At 72.4% G+C, this 16,454-nt stretch carries 17 protein-coding genes; 15 read left to right on the top strand and 2 right to left on the bottom strand.

What is annotated here, in order from left to right:
- Positions 1 to 199: 199 nt before the first annotated feature.
- Genes ACR68M_RS03500 through ACR68M_RS03435 form a run of 14 tightly spaced genes read left to right on the top strand, consistent with a single transcriptional unit; the run spans position 200 to position 13,664 of the window.
- Entirely contained in the window at positions 200 to 1,909 is a 1,710-nt protein-coding gene (locus tag ACR68M_RS03500) for a DUF6801 domain-containing protein (RefSeq protein WP_441248893.1), read from the top strand.
- 39 nt (positions 1,910 to 1,948) lie between these two features.
- A complete protein-coding gene (locus ACR68M_RS03495; RefSeq protein WP_441248892.1) occupies positions 1,949 to 2,926 on the top strand; it encodes an ABC transporter ATP-binding protein in 978 nt (325 codons plus the stop codon).
- The gene (locus ACR68M_RS03490) at positions 2,851 to 3,696 is read left to right on the top strand and encodes an MlaE family ABC transporter permease (protein ID WP_441248891.1); all 846 of its coding nucleotides are present in this window, start codon (positions 2,851 to 2,853) and stop codon (positions 3,694 to 3,696) included. Before ACR68M_RS03495 ends, ACR68M_RS03490 begins: the two co-directional genes overlap by 76 nt.
- 3 nt (positions 3,697 to 3,699) lie before the next feature.
- Entirely contained in the window at positions 3,700 to 4,503 is an 804-nt protein-coding gene (locus ACR68M_RS03485) for an MlaE family ABC transporter permease (RefSeq protein WP_441248890.1), read from the top strand.
- The gene (locus ACR68M_RS03480; protein ID WP_441248889.1) at positions 4,500 to 5,774 is read left to right on the top strand and encodes an MCE family protein; all 1,275 of its coding nucleotides are present in this window, start codon (positions 4,500 to 4,502) and stop codon (positions 5,772 to 5,774) included. Before ACR68M_RS03485 ends, ACR68M_RS03480 begins: the two co-directional genes overlap by 4 nt.
- On the top strand, positions 5,771 to 6,802 hold the full coding sequence (locus ACR68M_RS03475) for an MCE family protein (protein WP_441248888.1): 1,032 nt from the start codon (positions 5,771 to 5,773) through the stop codon (positions 6,800 to 6,802). Before ACR68M_RS03480 ends, ACR68M_RS03475 begins: the two co-directional genes overlap by 4 nt.
- Entirely contained in the window at positions 6,799 to 7,839 is a 1,041-nt protein-coding gene (locus ACR68M_RS03470) for an MCE family protein (RefSeq protein WP_441248887.1), read from the top strand. Before ACR68M_RS03475 ends, ACR68M_RS03470 begins: the two co-directional genes overlap by 4 nt.
- Positions 7,839 to 8,870, top strand: a complete 1,032-nt coding sequence (locus ACR68M_RS03465) for an MCE family protein (RefSeq protein ID WP_441248886.1) — start codon at positions 7,839 to 7,841, stop codon at positions 8,868 to 8,870. The genes ACR68M_RS03470 and ACR68M_RS03465 overlap by 1 nt, the downstream gene beginning before the upstream one ends.
- Complete coding sequence (locus tag ACR68M_RS03460; protein WP_441248885.1) at positions 8,867 to 10,126, top strand: MCE family protein; 1,260 nt, start codon at positions 8,867 to 8,869, stop codon at positions 10,124 to 10,126. Before ACR68M_RS03465 ends, ACR68M_RS03460 begins: the two co-directional genes overlap by 4 nt.
- On the top strand, positions 10,126 to 11,391 hold the full coding sequence (locus ACR68M_RS03455; protein ID WP_441248884.1) for an MlaD family protein: 1,266 nt from the start codon (positions 10,126 to 10,128) through the stop codon (positions 11,389 to 11,391). Before ACR68M_RS03460 ends, ACR68M_RS03455 begins: the two co-directional genes overlap by 1 nt.
- Positions 11,388 to 11,891 (top strand): hypothetical protein, encoded by a 504-nt coding sequence (locus ACR68M_RS03450; RefSeq protein ID WP_441248883.1) that lies wholly within the window; start codon positions 11,388 to 11,390, stop codon positions 11,889 to 11,891. Before ACR68M_RS03455 ends, ACR68M_RS03450 begins: the two co-directional genes overlap by 4 nt.
- A 13-nt stretch (positions 11,892 to 11,904) precedes the next feature.
- Entirely contained in the window at positions 11,905 to 12,465 is a 561-nt protein-coding gene (locus ACR68M_RS03445) for a hypothetical protein (RefSeq protein ID WP_441248882.1), read from the top strand.
- Between the two features lie 11 nt (positions 12,466 to 12,476).
- Positions 12,477 to 13,010, top strand: coding sequence for a nuclear transport factor 2 family protein (locus tag ACR68M_RS03440; RefSeq protein WP_441248881.1), 534 nt, complete (start codon positions 12,477 to 12,479; stop codon positions 13,008 to 13,010).
- Positions 13,011 to 13,028: 18 nt separating this feature from the next.
- Entirely contained in the window at positions 13,029 to 13,664 is a 636-nt protein-coding gene (locus ACR68M_RS03435) for a hypothetical protein (RefSeq protein ID WP_441248880.1), read from the top strand.
- A 27-nt stretch (positions 13,665 to 13,691) separates the two neighbouring features.
- Here the strand turns inward: ACR68M_RS03435 and ACR68M_RS03430 are convergent, their stop codons facing one another.
- The gene (locus ACR68M_RS03430; RefSeq protein WP_441248879.1) at positions 13,692 to 14,483 is read right to left on the bottom strand and encodes a maleylpyruvate isomerase family mycothiol-dependent enzyme; all 792 of its coding nucleotides are present in this window, start codon (positions 14,481 to 14,483) and stop codon (positions 13,692 to 13,694) included.
- 160 nt (positions 14,484 to 14,643) lie between these two features.
- Here ACR68M_RS03430 and ACR68M_RS03425 point away from each other — a divergent pair, with 160 nt between their 5' ends.
- Positions 14,644 to 15,795 carry an alpha/beta hydrolase gene (locus ACR68M_RS03425; protein WP_441248878.1) on the top strand — a complete coding sequence of 384 codons (1,152 nt, stop codon included), beginning with the start codon at positions 14,644 to 14,646 and terminating at the stop codon, positions 15,793 to 15,795.
- Positions 15,796 to 15,824: 29 nt separating this feature from the next.
- On the opposite strand, the gene ACR68M_RS03420 is transcribed toward ACR68M_RS03425, so the two are convergent.
- Positions 15,825 to 16,421 carry a TetR/AcrR family transcriptional regulator gene (locus ACR68M_RS03420; RefSeq protein ID WP_441248877.1) on the bottom strand — a complete coding sequence of 199 codons (597 nt, stop codon included), beginning with the start codon at positions 16,419 to 16,421 and terminating at the stop codon, positions 15,825 to 15,827.
- Between the last annotated feature and the right edge of the window lie 33 nt (positions 16,422 to 16,454).

Below are 16,454 nucleotides of genomic sequence, written 5' to 3'. Positions count from 1 at the left end.
ATTTGTCATCGGATGACAAGAAAACAACGCACAGTCGGATCGCTGAACTTTCCTGTGCACGGTCACTTGTCGCTGCTTGTTACCGGACCGTAGTGTCCTGCGTCCCGAACGAATTCAGCCCGGGTCGGCCGCCCGTCCGCCACCCCGGACCACCACCACCGCCACGCCCCGGCCCCGGCCGGGGTCTAGGAGTGCAGCGATGAGGGATGCAGTGAGCCGGCGCCGCTCGGTGCGTCTGGCGTCGGTCGCCGCCGCCGGGCTGCTGGCGGGGCTGCTGCCCGGCACCGACTCCGCATCGGGCGGCCAGTCGGCGCGGCTGCCACTGACGTACAACTGCGGCTTCTCCGGCGGGAGTCGGACGCTGACGGCCGAGATCGAGCAGCTCTACCCGGCTGCTGCTGCGGCCGGAAAGCCCTTCCAGCCCGGCCGGTTGACCGTCCGGCTGGCCGTGCCTCCGGCGGCGCTGCCGGCCGGCACGATGGCGGTCGGCGGCACGGCGAGCCTGGCCGCCCGGATCAGCCAGGGCAGCTCCGCGCTCACGACCGACTGGGGTGGGCTCGTCGCGGCGCCAACTCCGGTGGTAGGGCCGGGTGGTGGCCTGCTGGTGTTCGCCGGTGCGGTCGCGCCCGTCACGGTGACCGACAGCGGCGCCGTCACCTTCGCCGCCGGGGCGCTCTCCCTGGACCTGCTGGTGCAGCGCGCCACCCCGGGCACACCGCCCGCCGCCTCGCCGCCCGCTGCCTCGCCGTCGCCCGCCGCCTCGCCGTCGGCCGCTGCGTCGGCGCCGACCGCTGCCGCCGAACGGATGCCCGTCGCCTGCGCCCTGCAGCCGGGCCAGAGTGCGCAGTTGGGGACGGTCCAGGTCGCGGCGGGCGACCCCTCGGCCGAGCCCTCGCCGTCGGAGTCCACAGCCGGGCCCTCGTCCTCCTCTTCGCCCTCCGCCTCCACGAGCCCGTCCGGCAGCTCGTCCGGCAGTCCGTCCGGTAGTGCCTCGGGCACGCCGAGCCCGAAGGTCACCCCGTCCCCGACCCAGTCTCCGGCCCCGTCCGCGTCGACGCCGCGCGGGAGCATCACGGTGCGGCCCGCCGTCCACTCCGGTGTGGACGTCTGCCCGGAGCCTCCGGACGGGCGCCTGGACGAGCGCCGGCTGCCCCCGGTGCCGCCGGGCGCGATGGTGCTGCCGGGGCCGGACGACCCGCCCTTCCCGCCCGTCCCCGCCTGTGCCTATGCCGACGGCTTCGCCAACGTCGCGAAGCTCGGCGAGGCCGCGCTCGTCAACGACCCGACGAAGAAGCCCTCGCTGGTCGGCCTCAACCTGACCAGGCGGCTGGTGATGCTCTGGGGCGACAACACCGGCTACTTCGAGGCCGACTCCCTGGGTGAGTTGAAGCTCCCGGTGGCCGACACCACGTTCCTCACGTACGGCTTCGTGCCGACCACCGCCAAGCTAGAACTCACCCCGCTCACGCTGCTGACCATCGTCGCCACGGGCAACGCCAACTGGAACCAGCCGAGCGAGTTCACCATCAGCGGCTACCAGTCGATGCGCCTGTACGACGTCAGGGTCAACGGCACCTCGCTCGACGTCGGGCCGAACTGCCACACCTCCGCGCCGGTCGACCTGGTGCTCAAGGGGCGGCAGGACGGCTACCTGCCGGGCGGCGGCGACGGCAAGCCCGACTACACCCTCCAGGGCGGTGGCCCGCTGAGCCAGACCGACCTGTACGTACCGGCGTTCTCCGGGTGCGGCAGCCATGGCGAGGACCTGGACGCGCTCTTCACGGCCGCCGTCTCCGGGCCCGGCAACTCGCTGAACCTGATGCAGGGCGCGATCTGCACCCCGACCAGCGACCAGCCCAACGGCTGCGAACCGGAGATCGTCATCCCCGATCCGCCGACCCGCCGCTGACCCCGTAGCTCGCTCTCAACCCCAACCCCGGGAGGTGTCATGGGAATCGAAGTGATCGTCGAAGGTCTGACGAAGTCCTTCGGACAGCAGACCGTCTGGCAGGACGTGACGCTCACGCTGCCGCCAGGCGAGGTCAGTGTGATGCTGGGCCCCTCGGGCACGGGCAAGACCGTCTTCCTCAAGTCCGTGATCGGCCTGCTCAAGCCGGAGCGCGGCCGCGTCCTGGTCAACGGCGTCGACATGGTCAACAGCCCCGAGCGGGAGGTCTACGAGGCCCGCAAGCTCTTCGGGCTGATGTTCCAGGACGGCGCGCTCTTCGGGTCGATGACGCTCTTCGACAACATCGCCTTCCCGCTGCGCGAGCACACCCGGAAGAAGGAGAGCGAGATCCGCCGGATCGTCATGGAGCGGATCGACATGGTCGGGCTCGTCGGCGCCGAGGGCAAGTTGCCGGGCGAGATCTCCGGCGGCATGCGCAAGCGGGCCGGCCTGGCCCGCGCCCTGGTGCTCGACCCGCAGATCATCCTCTGCGACGAACCGGACTCCGGGCTCGACCCCGTGCGCACCTCCTACCTCTCGCAACTGCTGATCGACCTCAACGCGCAGATCGACGCCACCATGCTGATCGTCACCCACAACCTCGACATCGCCGCGACCGTGCCCGACAACATGGGCATGCTCTTCCGCCGTGAGCTGGTCGCCTTCGGCCCCCGCGAGCTGCTGCTCACCAGCGAGGAGCCGGTCGTCCGGCAGTTCCTCAGCGGGCGCCGGGCCGGGCCGATCGGCATGTCCGAGGAGAAGGACGAGGCCGCGCTCGCCCTGGAGCAGCTCACCGCCGCACCGCCGGAGCAACCACGGCCACTGGCCCAGCAGTTGGAGCCCTCGCCCGGCCTCGGCCCCCGGCAGGCGGTGCTCCGCCGCCGGGCCCGGGTGCTGGCCATGTGGGACGGACTACCCCCGGCCGCCCGGGAGGCCGTCCGCGCCGGGCTCGCCCCCGCCCAGGGAGGCCCGGAGTGACGATCTCGGTGCTCGGCCCGCTGCGGCAGACCGGACGGCTCTTCCAGCTCTCGGCGACCACCGTCCGGGACACCTTCCGGCGGCCCTTCCAGGTGCGGGAGCTGATCGAGCAGTTCTGGTTCGTCGCCAGCGTCACGATCCTGCCCGCCGCCCTCGTGTCGGTCCCGTTCGGCGCCGTCATCGCCCTCCAGGTCGGCTCGCTCGCCCAGCAGTTGGGTGCTCAGTCGTACACCGGCGGCGCCAGCGTGCTGGCCGTCGTCCAGCAGGCCAGCCCGCTGATCGTGGCCCTGCTGATCGCCGGGGCGGGCGGCTCGGCGATCTGTGCGGACCTCGGCTCGCGCAAGATCCGCGAGGAGCTGGACGCGATGGAGGTGATAGGCGTCTCGCCCGTCCAACGGCTCGTCGTGCCACGGGTGCTCGCCACCATGCTGGTCGCCGTGCTGCTCAACGGGCTGGTCTCGGTGGTCGGCACGCTCGGCGGCTACTTCTTCAACGTCCTGCTCCAGCACGGCACTCCGGGCGCCTACCTCTCCAGCTTCTCCGCCCTCGCGCAGCTGCCCGACCTCTACGTCGGCGAGTTCAAGGCGCTGGTCTTCGGCTTCATCGCCGGGATCGTCGCCGCCTACCGGGGGCTGAACCCCCGGGGTGGGCCGAAGGGCGTCGGCGACGCCGTCAACCAGTCCGTCGTCATCACCTTCCTGCTGCTGTTCCTCGTCAACGTCGCCATCACCGGCATCTACCTCCAGCTCGTCCCGCAGAAGGGAGCCTGAGCCATGGCCCTCCTCGACAAGCTGGACGAGACCGGAGACCACCTGCTCTTCCACCTCACCGCGCTGCTCTGGGTGCCCCGCACCCTGCGCCGCTACTCCCGGGAGGTCCGTCGGCTGCTCGCCGAAGTTGCCTTCGGCAGTGGCGGGTTGGGTGTCATCGGCGGCACCGTCGGCGTGATGATCGGGATGACGCTGTTCACCGGCACGGTGGTCGGCCTACAGGGCTACGCGGCGATGAACCAGCTCGGTACCGCAGCCTTCACCGGCTTCATCTCCGCCTACTTCAACACCCGGGAGATCGCCCCGCTGGTGGCCGGGCTCGCCCTCTCCGCCACCGTCGGCGCCGGGTTCACCGCGCAGCTCGGCGCGATGCGGATCAACGAGGAGGTCGACGCCCTGGAGGGGATGGGCGTGCGGAGCATGCCGTACCTCGTCACCACCCGGGTGATCGCGGGCGTCGCCGCGATCGTGCCGCTCTACGGCATCGGCCTGCTCAGCAGCTACGTCGCCTCGCGGGCCGTCACGGTGTTCCTCAACGGCCAGTCGCAGGGCACCTACGACCACTACTTCAATCTCTTCCTCTCTCCGGCGGACGTGCTGCTCTCCACCCTCAAGGTGCTGCTGTTCAGCGTCGTGGTGATCCTCGCGCACTGCTACTACGGCTACACCGCCAAGGGCGGCCCGGCCGGGGTCGGCATCGCCGTCGGCCGGTCGGTGCGCAATGCGATCGTGGTGATCAGCATCGCCGACTTCCTGCTCAGCCTCGCCATCTGGGGCGCGACGACGACGGTGCGGGTGGCCGGATGAGCGCCTCCCTGCGGACCGTCCGGCGGCGGACGGCCGGTGTGGTCTTCCTGCTGGTGCCCGCGCTGCTCGCCTGGCTGGCCGTCGCCGTCTACGACAAGGCGTTCACCAGCTCGGCCGAGGTCGTGGTGGAGGCGGGCAGCGCGGGCCACGAACTGCACGACGGCGCGGACGTCAAACTGCGCGGCGTGGTCGTCGGCCAGGTCCGGGAGATCAGCAGCGACGGCACCGGCGCCCGGCTGCGGCTGGCCATGGACCCGGCCCAACTCCCGCGCATCCCCGCCGACATCTCCGTCCAGCTGCTGCCCACCACGCTCTTCGGCGAGCGGTACGTCGCCCTGGTGCCCACCACCACGACCGGCGTGGGCGGTCACCTCAGCGCGGGCGCGGTGATCCACCAGGACCGCTCGGCCGACGCCATCGAGCTCCAACAGGTCCTCGACCACCTGATGCCGCTGCTCACCGCCGTCCAGCCCGCCAAGCTCTCCGCGACCCTCAGCGCCGTCGCCACCGCGCTCGACGGCCGGGGCGCCGAACTGGGCAGCACGCTCACCCGGCTGGACGCCTACCTCAAGCAGCTGAACCCCGAACTCCCGGTGCTCAACGCCGACATCCAGCAGCTCGTCAAGGTCAGCCAGGTCTACGACCGGGCGGCGCCCGACCTCGTCCGGGCACTCACCGACTTCACCCGCACCAGCTCCACCATCGCCGAACAGCAGGCCGGGCTGGCGGCGCTCTACGGCTCCACCACGGCCGCCGCGCAGGACCTCACGGCCTTCCTCCGGCAGAACAAGGACAACCTGATCCACCTGACGGCCGACAGCGTCGGCACCCTCAACCTGTTGGCCGAGTACGCGCCGTCCTTCCCCTGCACGCTGCGCACCATGGCGACCTTCGTCCCAGCGATGGACCGCGCGCTCGGCAAGGGCACCGGTCAGCCCGGCCTGCACATCAGCGTCGCCACCCTGCCCTCGCGCGGTAAGTACCTCGCGGGCCAGGACGCCCCGGTCTACCGCGCGACCGGCGGCCCGCAGTGCTACGCCGTCCCGTACACCGGCCGGACGACCCCGCTCGACCCGGCGGCCGCCGTCGGCGCCGCGAGCCCGCTCGACCGGGTGGGCGGGCTCGGCCTGCCCAACTCCCCGCAGGAGAACGAACTTGTCACCGAGCTGCTGGCCCCGGGCCTGCCGACGGCAGGCGCGGCGCAACTCCCGGACTGGGCGGGCCTGCTGGCCGGGCCGGTGTTTCGCGGGGCGGAGGTGACGGTCGGATGAGACGGCAGAGCCTCGCGGGCCCGATCGCCAAGTCGGCGGTCTTCGTGCTCGTCACCAGCCTCGCCACCGGCGCACTCGCGCTGAGCATCGCCGACACCGGCGTCGGCCCCACCGTGGGCTACCAGGCCCGGTTCACCGACGTCACCGGCCTCGCGGCCGGTGACAGCATCCGGATCGCCGGCGTGCGGGTCGGGCAGGTCGACAGCGTCGAGGTGGTGGACCACCGGATCGCCCAGGTGCACTTCTCCGTCGACCGGGGCCGTCAGCTGCCCGAGTCGGTCACCGCCTCGGTCAAGTACCTCAACCTGGTCGGGCAGCGGTACGTCGAGCTCCAGCGCGGCCCCGGCGCGGTCGACCGTACGCTGCCGCCCGGCGGCACGATCCCGCTCGACCGGACGACGCCCGCGCTCGACCTCACCCAGCTGTTCAACGGCTTCCAGCCGCTCTTCCAGGGCCTCTCGCCGAGCGACGTCAACCAGCTCGCCAACGAGATCGTCCAGGTGCTGCAAGGGGAGGGCGGTACCGTCGACAGCCTGATCCGCACGGTCGGCTCGCTCACCAGCACGCTGGCGGCCAAGGACCAGGTGATCGGCCAGGTCGTCGACAACCTCAACTCCGTGCTCGGCACCGTCAACAGCCGGGAGGCGGGCTTCAACGACCTGGTCGCCACCCTCCAGCAGCTGGTCAGCGGATTCGCCGCCGACCGCGAGCCGATCGGCCGGTCGATCACCGCGATCTCCCAACTCGCCGACAGCACCGCAGGTCTGCTGGCCGACGGCCGGGCCCCGCTGAAGGAGACCGTCGCCCAACTCGGCCGGCTCTCCACCAACCTGGCCGACAACACCCCGCAGTTGGAGAGCTTCCTACGCAACACCCCCGAGAAGATGCGCACGATCGGCCGGCTCGCGTCCTACGGCTCCTGGCTCAACCTCTACCTCTGCGAGGCCAAGGTCAGCGGCGTGACCACCTCCGACGGCAGCAAGCCACCGACCGGCCTGCCGGTCACCGAATCGAGGTGCCAGGGATGACACCCACCACCAGGGGCCCGCTGTTGCGCCCGTTGCGCGAGCGCAACCCCGCCGCCGTCGGGGCCGTCGGCCTGCTGCTGCTCGTCCTGCTCGCCGGGCTCGCGTACCGGGCGGACGCCCTGCCCGGTCTCGGCCACGGCGCCACCTACACCGCCGAGTTCACCGACGCGGCCGGGCTGCGGGCGGGCAACGAGGTGCGGATCGCCGGGGTCAAGGTCGGCAAGGTCACCGCCGTCGGCCTGGACGGCGCCAAGGTGAAGGTCGGCTTCGACGCCGGGAGCGTCTGGATCGGCGACGCCAGCACCGCCGCGATCAGCATCAAGACCCTGCTCGGCGAGAAGTACCTCGCCGTCGACCCGCTCGGCACCCGGCGGCAGGACCCGGCCGACCGCATCCCGCTGAGCCGCACCACCTCGCCCTACGACGTCACCCAGGCCTTCGACGGGCTCGGCAGGACGCTCGGCGCACTCGACAGCAAGCAGCTGGCGCAGAGCTTCCAGACCATCGCCGACACCTTCAAGGACACCCCCGCCTCCGTGCGCAGCGCCGCCGACGGGCTCTCCGCACTGTCGAGGACCATCTCCGGACGCGACACCCAGCTCGCCCAACTCCTCGCCGGGAGCAAGCAGCTCACCAAGACCCTCGCCGACCAGGACGGCCGCTTCGAGCAACTCCTCTCGGACGGCGACCTGCTGCTCGGCGAACTCCGGCAGCGCCGCGACGCGATCCACCAACTGCTGACCGGCACCCAGGCCCTGAGCACCCAGCTGAGCGGCCTGGTCGCCGACAACAACAAGCAGCTCGGCCCCACCCTGGACGCCCTGGACCGCGTCACCGCCGTGCTCGTCGCGAACCGGAGCAGCCTCGACCAGGCCCTCGCCCTGGCCGGCCCGTACTACCGCCTGCTCGGCAACACCCTCGGCAGCGGCCGCTGGTTCGACAGCTACCTGTGCGGCGTCGTGCCGAAGAACTACCTGCCCGCCAACAGCGCCCCCAAGAGCGGCTGCCTGCCGCCCGACCCCCGAGGCGGTCACTGATGACAGCGCACCCCGCCAGGCGCCGGGCACTGGCCGGCGCCGCCGCGCTGCTGGCCGTCGGCGCGACCGTGACGGTCGCCGTCGAAGCCGCCCAGCCGTCCGGAGGCAAGCACCTGACGGCGTACTTCGACCACGCGACCGGCGTGTACGCGGGCTCCGACCTGCGCATCCTCGGCGTGAAGGTCGGCACGGTGGACTCCGTCCAGCCCCAGGGCACCCGAGTCCGGGTCACCTTCACACTCGACCACGGCGTGAAGGTCCCCGCCGCCGCCAGCGCGGTCGTCGTCGCCCCGAGCGTCGTCTCCGACCGTTACGTCCAGCTGACCCCCGCCTGGACGGGCGGCCCCGAGATCGCCGACCACACCGAGATCCCGATCGGCCGCACCGCCAACCCCGTCGAGATCGACCAGCTCTACCAGTCGGTCACCCAGCTCAGCGACGCCCTCGGCCCGCACGGCGCGAACGCCACCGGCGCGCTCTCCCGCCTGCTCGACACCGGCGCCAAGAACCTCGACGGCAACGGGAAGGCGATGGGCGACACGATCGCCCAGCTCGGCCAGGCGAGCAAGACCCTCGCCGGACACAGCGACGACCTCTTCGCCGCGCTCGGCTACCTCCAGTCGTTCACCACCATGCTCAAGGACAACGACAGCAAGGTGCGCAGCGCCACCGACCAACTCGCCGACGTCTCCGGCTTCCTGGCCCAGGACCGGCAGGATCTCGGGGCCGCCCTCCAGCAACTCGCCACCGCGCTGGGGCAGGTGAAGGGCTTCATCCAGGACAACCGCGAGCGGCTCAGGACGGCCGTCGACCGGCTGGTGCCGATCACCCAGACCCTGGTCGACCAACGCGCCTCGCTCGCCGAACTGCTGGACACCGCACCCAACGCGGCCGACAACGCGTTGAACGCCTTCGACACCGCCCACGGCACCCTCGACGGCCGGGTCGACCTCAACGAGCTGAGCGGCCCACCACTGCCGCTGCCCCGCGTCGGTACCCTCACCCCCACCACCCCGGGAGCGGCCCGATGAGACGCGCCACCCTCGCCACCGCGGCCCTCGGGCTGGTGCTCGGGCTGACGGGCTGCTCCTTCCACGGCATCCAGGACATGCCGCTGCCGGGCGGCGCGGAGCTCGGCGCGCACCCGTACGAGATCACCGCGCACTTCGCCGACGTGCTCAGTCTCGTCCCGCAGGCCGCCGTCCGGGTCAACGACGTCGCGGTCGGCCGGGTCACCGCGATCAGGTTGGAGCCCGCCGACTGGTCGGCCGTGGTCACCATGAGGATCAACGGCAGCGTACGGCTGCCCGCCAACGCCTACGCCCACCTCGAACAGTCCAGCCTGCTCGGTGAGAAGTACGTACAGATCGCGGACCCGCCCAGCGGCGAGGCCCAGCAGGGCAGCCTGGCCGACGGCGCCGCCATCCCCGCCGCCCGCACCGACCGGAGCCCCGAGGTCGAGGAGGTCTTCGGCGCGCTGTCGATACTGCTCAACGGCGGCGGAGTCAGCCAACTCAAGACCATCACGGTCGAGTTGAACAAGGCGCTGACCGGCAACGAACCACAGATCCGCTCCATGCTCAGCCGGGTCGACACCCTCGTCGGCGATCTCGACGCCCACCGCAAGGACATCACCGACGCCCTCGACGGCGTCAACCGGCTCTCCGCCACCCTCGCCACCCGCGACCGGCAGATCGGCACGGTGCTCACCGGACTCAGCCCCGGGCTCAAGGTGCTGGACCAGCAGCGGGGCTCGCTGCTCACCATGCTCCGAGCGCTCGACAGCCTCTCCACCGTCGCGGTGGACACCGTCGACCGGAGCAAGGCCGACATGATCGCCGACCTCCGTGCGCTGGCCCCCACCCTGCAGCGGCTCGCGGACGCGGGCAAGGCGCTGCCCGACTCACTCCAGGTGCTGCTGACCTACCCGTTCACCGACGAGGTGCTGCGCGGCGTCAAGGGCGACTACCTGAACGTCTACCTCGACCTCACCGCCGCTCCCGGCACCCAGATCATCCCGGCCCTCGACCCGGCCGACAACGCGGCGCCGCCACCCAGCCCCTCGCCGACGGACACCCCGACCGACGAGCCCACGGACACGCCTACCGACACGCCTACCGACACGCCTACCGACACGCCTACCGATACACCCACGGACACGCCTACCGATACCCCCACCGACACGCCGACCGACACCCCGACGGACCCGTCGGCAGCGCAGAACCGTCCCGGGCCGCTCCCACTCCCGCTGCCCCCGGTCACCCCGCCCACCGGAGGAGGGCACTGATGATCACCCTCGCCACCCGGCTGAAGAACATCGCCTTCCTCGTCATCGCCGTGCTCGTGCTCGGCTACCTCGGCATCCGGTACGCCGATCTCGGCCGGTACGTCGGCCTGCGCGGCTACTACACCGTGCAGGTGCAACTCCCGGAGGCTGGTGGCCTGTTCGAGCATGCCAACGTCACCTACCGAGGCGTCTCGGTCGGCCGGGTCGGGCCGATCAGGCTCACCGACCACGGCGTCGAGGCCGAACTGCACATCGACAGCTCGGCCCCCCGCATCCCCACCCGGCTGAAGGCCGTCGTCGCCGACCTCTCCGCCGTCGGCGAGCAGTACATCGACCTGCGTCCGACCGCCGACGCCGCGCCGTACCTCACCGACCACGCCGTGGTGGCCCAGCGGGACACCACCGTCCCGCCGCCCGTGACCAACCTGCTCACCAGCGTCGACTCGCTGGCCGGGTCGGTGCCGCTGCAGTCGCTGCGCACCGTGGTCGACGAGTTCGGCGCGGCCTTCAACGGGCAGAGCGCCAACCTCCAGGCACTGCTGGACAACAGCAGCCACCTGATCGACTCGGCGAGCAAGGCCCTGCCCGACAACATCACCCTGATGACCGACGGCCGCGCCGTCCTCACCACCCAGGTCGAGGAGGGCGCGGCACTGCGCTCCTTCGCCACCAGCGCCGCCGAGCTGGCCGGGCAGCTGAACGCCTCCGACGCCGATCTGCGGCGGATCATCGCCTCCGCGCCCGAAGCCACCGGCCAGGTCAGCGCGCTGCTGCGCGACCTCGACCCCGGGCTGGGCGTGCTGCTCGCCAATCTCCTCACCACCTCCGACCTCGCCGTCACCCGCCAGCACGGCATCGAGGAGCTTCTCGTCCGGCTCCCGGCGGTGGCCGCCGCGGGCGCGACGGCCGTCGACGACAAGGGGGCCCACATCGGGATGGCCGTGACCTTCTTCTCCCCGCTGCCCTGCACCTCCGGCTACGGCGGCACCACCCGCCGCAACGGCCTCGACACCGGCCCGGCCCCGGCGTTCAACACCGCCGCGCACTGTGCGTCCGCACCCGGGACGGGAGTTGACGTCCGAGGCTCGGCCAACGCACCGCACGGCCCAGTGCCGACTCCGGCCCGCCCCGGCTCGCTCCTGCCGGCCACGCAGACCGCGCCGGGCGCCGCCGCGACCCCCGGCGCACTCGCCCTCCCCGCGCTGCCGCCCGGTGGCCCCACCGACCTGGCCGGGCTGCTCGGACTCACCGGGGGCACCCAATGACCGCCCGAAAGCTGCTGGCGTGGGCGGCAGTTGTGCTCGCGGCCGGATACTGCGCGCTGGCCGCCGGTTGGTACGCGCAGGCCCGTACGGCGGACGCGCGCACCTTCGGCGCGGCCCGCGACACCGCGCTCAGCTCCGCCCGGGAGGAGCTCGCCCAGCTCAACACCGTCGACGCCGCGCACCCCGACGACGGTCTTCGGCGCTGGCTCGACGCCACCACCGGGCCGCTGCGCGACCAACTCCGGAGCAGCAGCGCGACCGATCTCGACACGCTGCGCCGGGACGGCACCTCGGCGCACGGCTCGGTCACCGACGCGGCGCTCACCGAGCTGGATACCCGGGCCGGGACGGCGCGCCTGATCGCCACCGTCACGGTCGACCTGACCCCCAAGTCGGGGCTGCCGAGCACCGACCGCAAACGCTTCGAGGCCGGTCTCGCCAGAACGGCCGACGGCTGGCGGATCACCTCGCTGACCGCCGTGCCCGTCGGCGCGAGCTGAGAGGACCCTCCCCATGAGCACGCTGGAAGATCTCGCCGCGCCCCCGGAGGCTGCCGCCGACCTGGTTGAGCGCCGTCGGTCGCCTGCCCGGGTGGTCGCGGTCGCCGCCCTGGTGCCGGCGCTCGTCCTGGCCGGGAGCGGACTGCTCTACCTCGGCGCCCACGCCGGGGGTCCGGCCGCCGCCAACCGAGCCCTGACCGACGCCCAGACCACCACCGAGGTGGTCGGCGACGTCGGCAACGCGCTCGGCAAGGTCTTCTCCTACACGCCCGCCGACACCGGCGCGACGGCGCGGGCGGCGGGAGAGCTGCTGGACGGCCCGGCGGCGGCGCAGTACCGGACGCTCTTCGGGCAGGTGCAGCAGCAGGTGGTGGCGCAACGGCTCACGCTCACCTCGCGCGTCGTCCGGGCCGGGGTGGTGCGGCTGACGGCCGACCAGGCGCAGCTGCTGGTCTTCCTCGACCAGACCAGCCAGCGCGAGGGCAAGGCCGCCACCTCGGCGGCCGCCCAACTCTCGGTGACCGCCCGCCGACAGGGCGGCCACTGGCGCATCGTCGAACTCAAAGCCCGGTAGGGGAGCGGAAGATGGCGGTACGGAGGATCAGCCCCGTCCTGGCGGTGGCGGTCACGCTCGCACTGGCGGCGGCGGTGTTCGCCGGCTGGTCCTGCTGGTCGTGGTACCAGGCGGCGCACGACGACTCGGCGGCCTACGCCCGCGCCCGGGACCAGGCGCTGGCGGCGGGGGAGCAGGCCGTGCAGAACATGAACACCCTCGACCACGGCGATCTCGCGCACGGGCTGGATCTCTGGGAGGCCTCCACCACCGGCGATCTGCACAGCCAACTGGTCCAGGGGCGGGCCGACTTCGCCAAGCAGGTGCAGCAGGCGCAGACGGTGACCACCGCTCGGGTGCTGTCCGGCGCCGTGACCGAGCTGGACGAGCGGGCCGGCCGGGCGAACGTGATGATCGCGCTGCGGATCACCGTCCAGACCCCCAAGGCGCAGCCCGCCACCAAGGAGAGCCGGATGCTCGGCGAGCTGACCCGCACGGCGGGCGGCTGGAAGCTCAGCGCTCTCGGCCAGGCCCCGATGGGCGACTCCACCCCGTCCGCTCCGTAGCCGGTTGAGAGGCAACCCGTGTCGACGACCCGTCATCTGATCAACCGTCAGCGCCGTCTGGCGGCTGTCCGCCCAGCCGTGCAGGCGGCCCCTGCCCCCGTCAAGCCCGCCCCCGGCCGGGCGCGGCGACTGCCGGTGCTGCCCGCGCTCGCGATGGCGACCGTGCTGCTGGGCGGGTTCGCGGCCTGGGCCACGACGCACGCCGCTGGGCTGCGCTCCGGCCCGGCCGTCCACAACTCAGCCCTCGCCGACCCGGCCCGGACCAGTGAGGTCAAGGGAGCGGTCGCGCAGGCCGTGAACACGCTCTTCTCCTACAACTACGCCGACACCGCGCGGACGGACTCCGCCGCCAAGACCCTGCTGGTCGGCCAGGCCGTCCAGCAGTACGCCGCGATGCTCACCCAGGTGCACCAGCAGGCGCCGCAGCAGAAGCTCGTCCTCACCACGACGGTCACGGACAGCGGCGTCGAGCAGCTCGACGGCGACCGCGCCCGGCTGCTGCTCTTCGCCGACCAGCGCAACACCAGCACGGCCGCCGCCGGGGCGGGCGGGAAGGCGGACGCGAGCACCTACGCGGCGGCGATGTTCGCGGTGGACGCCGTCCGGGAGGGCGGCAGCTGGCGGATCGCGAACATCGACACCTTCAACCAGTGAGCACGCTCAACCGGTGAGCGCGTGCGCTCAGAACTCCGAGTTCGTCACCCAGTGCGCGAGCAGCGCGTCGTCGCCCTCGCAGCTGAACGCCTCGGCCTGCCGGTCGAGGCGCCCGTAGACCAGGAGCAGCAGATCGGCTGCCGCCCCGGCGACCTCGGCCTGCGCCGCGACCTGCCCCGGCTCGGCGCTCTCGAGGCCGAAGCCGTCCGGCCTCAGGCCGACCAGCCACTCCTCGTCGCCGTCGGTGCAGCGGAAGCGGATCGCCTCGCCGGTGCCGCGCAGCTCGGCCACCTTCGGCGCGAAGCGGGTCGCGAACGGCAGGTTGGTGAGGAACTCCGCAACCCCGTCGACCGCCGCCGCCCGGTCGATCCGGGGCGTCAGCCCGAGGGCCACCTCGGCGTCCACCCGGTGCAGCAGGGTCTCCATGTGCATCCGGCGGGCCCAGAACCGGGCGTGCTGGTCGGCGCCCCAGGCCCACATCGGCGCCGCCGGATCACCGGCGGCGAAGGCCTCTGCCGCGACCGCCGCGCTCGCGGCCAGCCAGTCGGCGTACCCGTCGGCCCGCTCCGGCAGCGCCAGCTCGACGTCCCGGGTGAGCGGCGGCTCCTGGATGCGCCCGTTCAGCAGGACCGAGAACCAGCGCTGCACGCTGCCGGTGTGCCTGGCGAGGTCGGTCAGCGTCCACCCGGGACAGCCGGGCACCGGGGTGTCGAGGTCGGCGTCCTTCAGTAGCGCCACGAAAACCGCCGTCTCGGCCGCGACGGCCGCCGGGTGGTCGATCGGGGCGGCCCCGGGGACGGAGTGGTCCGAAGTCTGCATGTGCTCTCCCGTTGTCCAGCTGGGTACGGCCCTGTCCTGCCGCAGCCTGTCCGACCCGCAGCCTGTCACACCGCACCCGGCGGGCCACACAGCGCGCCACCCCCGCCCGGGGGTGCACCCTGGACAGAGGCCGGAAGGCGGCGGACGGGAGAGCGGGCCGATGGGTCTGACCAGCCACGGAGTGCTCATGCTGGCGGCGCTGCTCACGGTCGCGCTGGTCCTCGGGACGCTGTGGGTCTGGCCCCGGCTGGCCGTCCGCAGCTGGCCCGCGATGTTCGCCCGGCTCGCCACCGTCCTGGTCACCCAGCTCGCCCTGGTGTGCACGCTCGCGCTGCTCGCCAACGACTACTTCGCCTTCTACAGCACCTGGGGCGACCTGCTGGGCACCGACCACGGCGGCCCGGTCACCATCCGGAGCGTGGCCACGACCCCGGGTGCCGCGACGCCTGCCACCCCGGCGCCCGGGGTGCTGCCACTCCCGGCCGACGGCGTCCGGGGGCCCGGAGCGCCCGGCTTGCCGCCCGCCCAGGTTGGTGCGTTGCAGCACGTACGGCTCCCCGGCGCGGTCAGCGGGCTCAGCAGTGACGGGTACGTCTACCTGCCGCCACAGTACTTCCAACCCGCCTACCAGGGGCGGAAGTTCCCGGCGGTGGTCGCCCTGACGGGCTTCCCCGGGGACGCCCGGAATCTCGTCACCAAGCTCGACTACCCAGGCGTGGAGCTCCAGTTGCTGCGCGACGGCAAGACCGCACCCTTCGTGCAGATCCTGTTGCGGCCCTCCCCGTCGATGCCCCGGGACAGCGAGTGCGAGGACATCCCCGGCGGCCCGCAGGCCCGGACGTACTTCAGCACGGACGTGCCGAGGGCCGTCCAGGCCAGCTACCGGGTGCTCGCCGGGGCCCGGAACTGGGGCGTGATCGGCGACTCCACCGGCGGCTACTGCGCTCTCAAACTTGCCCTGGCCAGCCCGGACGCCTACTCCGGCGCGGTCTCGTTGGCCGGCTACTTCAAGGCGGCCGAGGACCTCACCACCGGTGACCTCTTCGGCGGCAGCGCCCAGCGCCGCGCCGAGGCGGACCTCGGCTGGCGGCTCGCCCACCTGCCCCAGCCGCCGGTCTCGCTGCTGCTCGCCAACAGCAAGCAGGACGGCAGCTCGTACGCCGAGTCGCAGACCTTCGCCGCCGCCGCACACGCCCCGCTCACCGTCGACCAGGCAACCGTCGACACCGGCGGCCACAACTTCACCACGTGGCTCAGGCTGCTCCCGTCGTCCCTGGAGTGGCTCAGCACCCACCTGGGCGGCCCGGCGTGATCAGCCGCCCTCGGTGGCCGCCGCACCGGTCAGTCGGGTCTGAGGGAGCGCCAGATGCTGTCGGGCAGCACCTGAGCGGCCTGGTCGAGGTCGATGTCGTAGGTGCAGGAGAGCCAGCGGCGGGCGGCCTCGGCGGCCGGGCCCATCACCAGGACCTCGATCAGCGCGGGAGGGATGGGCACGATCTCGCCGCGCTCGATCCGGGGCCGCATCCAGTCCGCGATGACCGCCAGCTTGACCGCCTTGATGTCGCGGATCTCCTCGGCACGCGCGGCCAGATAGCCCGAGTAGGCGGAGGCGTGCAGGAAGAGCGCCTCGTCGCGGTGTTCGGTCGTGAACCGCAGGTACGCCTGGACGAGTGCGCGGATGCCGGTCCGGGCGGTTCGGCTCCGGGTCACGGCGACGATCATCTCGTCGAAGAGTTGCTCCATGCACCGGGTGAAGAGCGCGGCGGCGAGGCCGTCGAAGCTCCCGAAGTGGTGGTAGAGACTGCCCAGGCTCACCCCGCTCGCGGCGGTGACGGCGTTGACCGTGAAGCCCTGCTGGCCCGACTTGGCGAACACCTCCAGGGCGGAGGTCAGGAGCAGATCGGCCGTTACCTCGCCGCGCTGTTGCTTAGGAGCCATCGTTGGACCGCCGACCGACCACGAGGACCGCCT

This window comes from Kitasatospora sp. McL0602, from assembly GCF_052076145.1.
Taxonomy (GTDB): Bacteria; Actinomycetota; Actinomycetes; order Streptomycetales; family Streptomycetaceae; genus Kitasatospora.
This window is presented reverse-complemented; position numbering and strand designations above follow the sequence as displayed.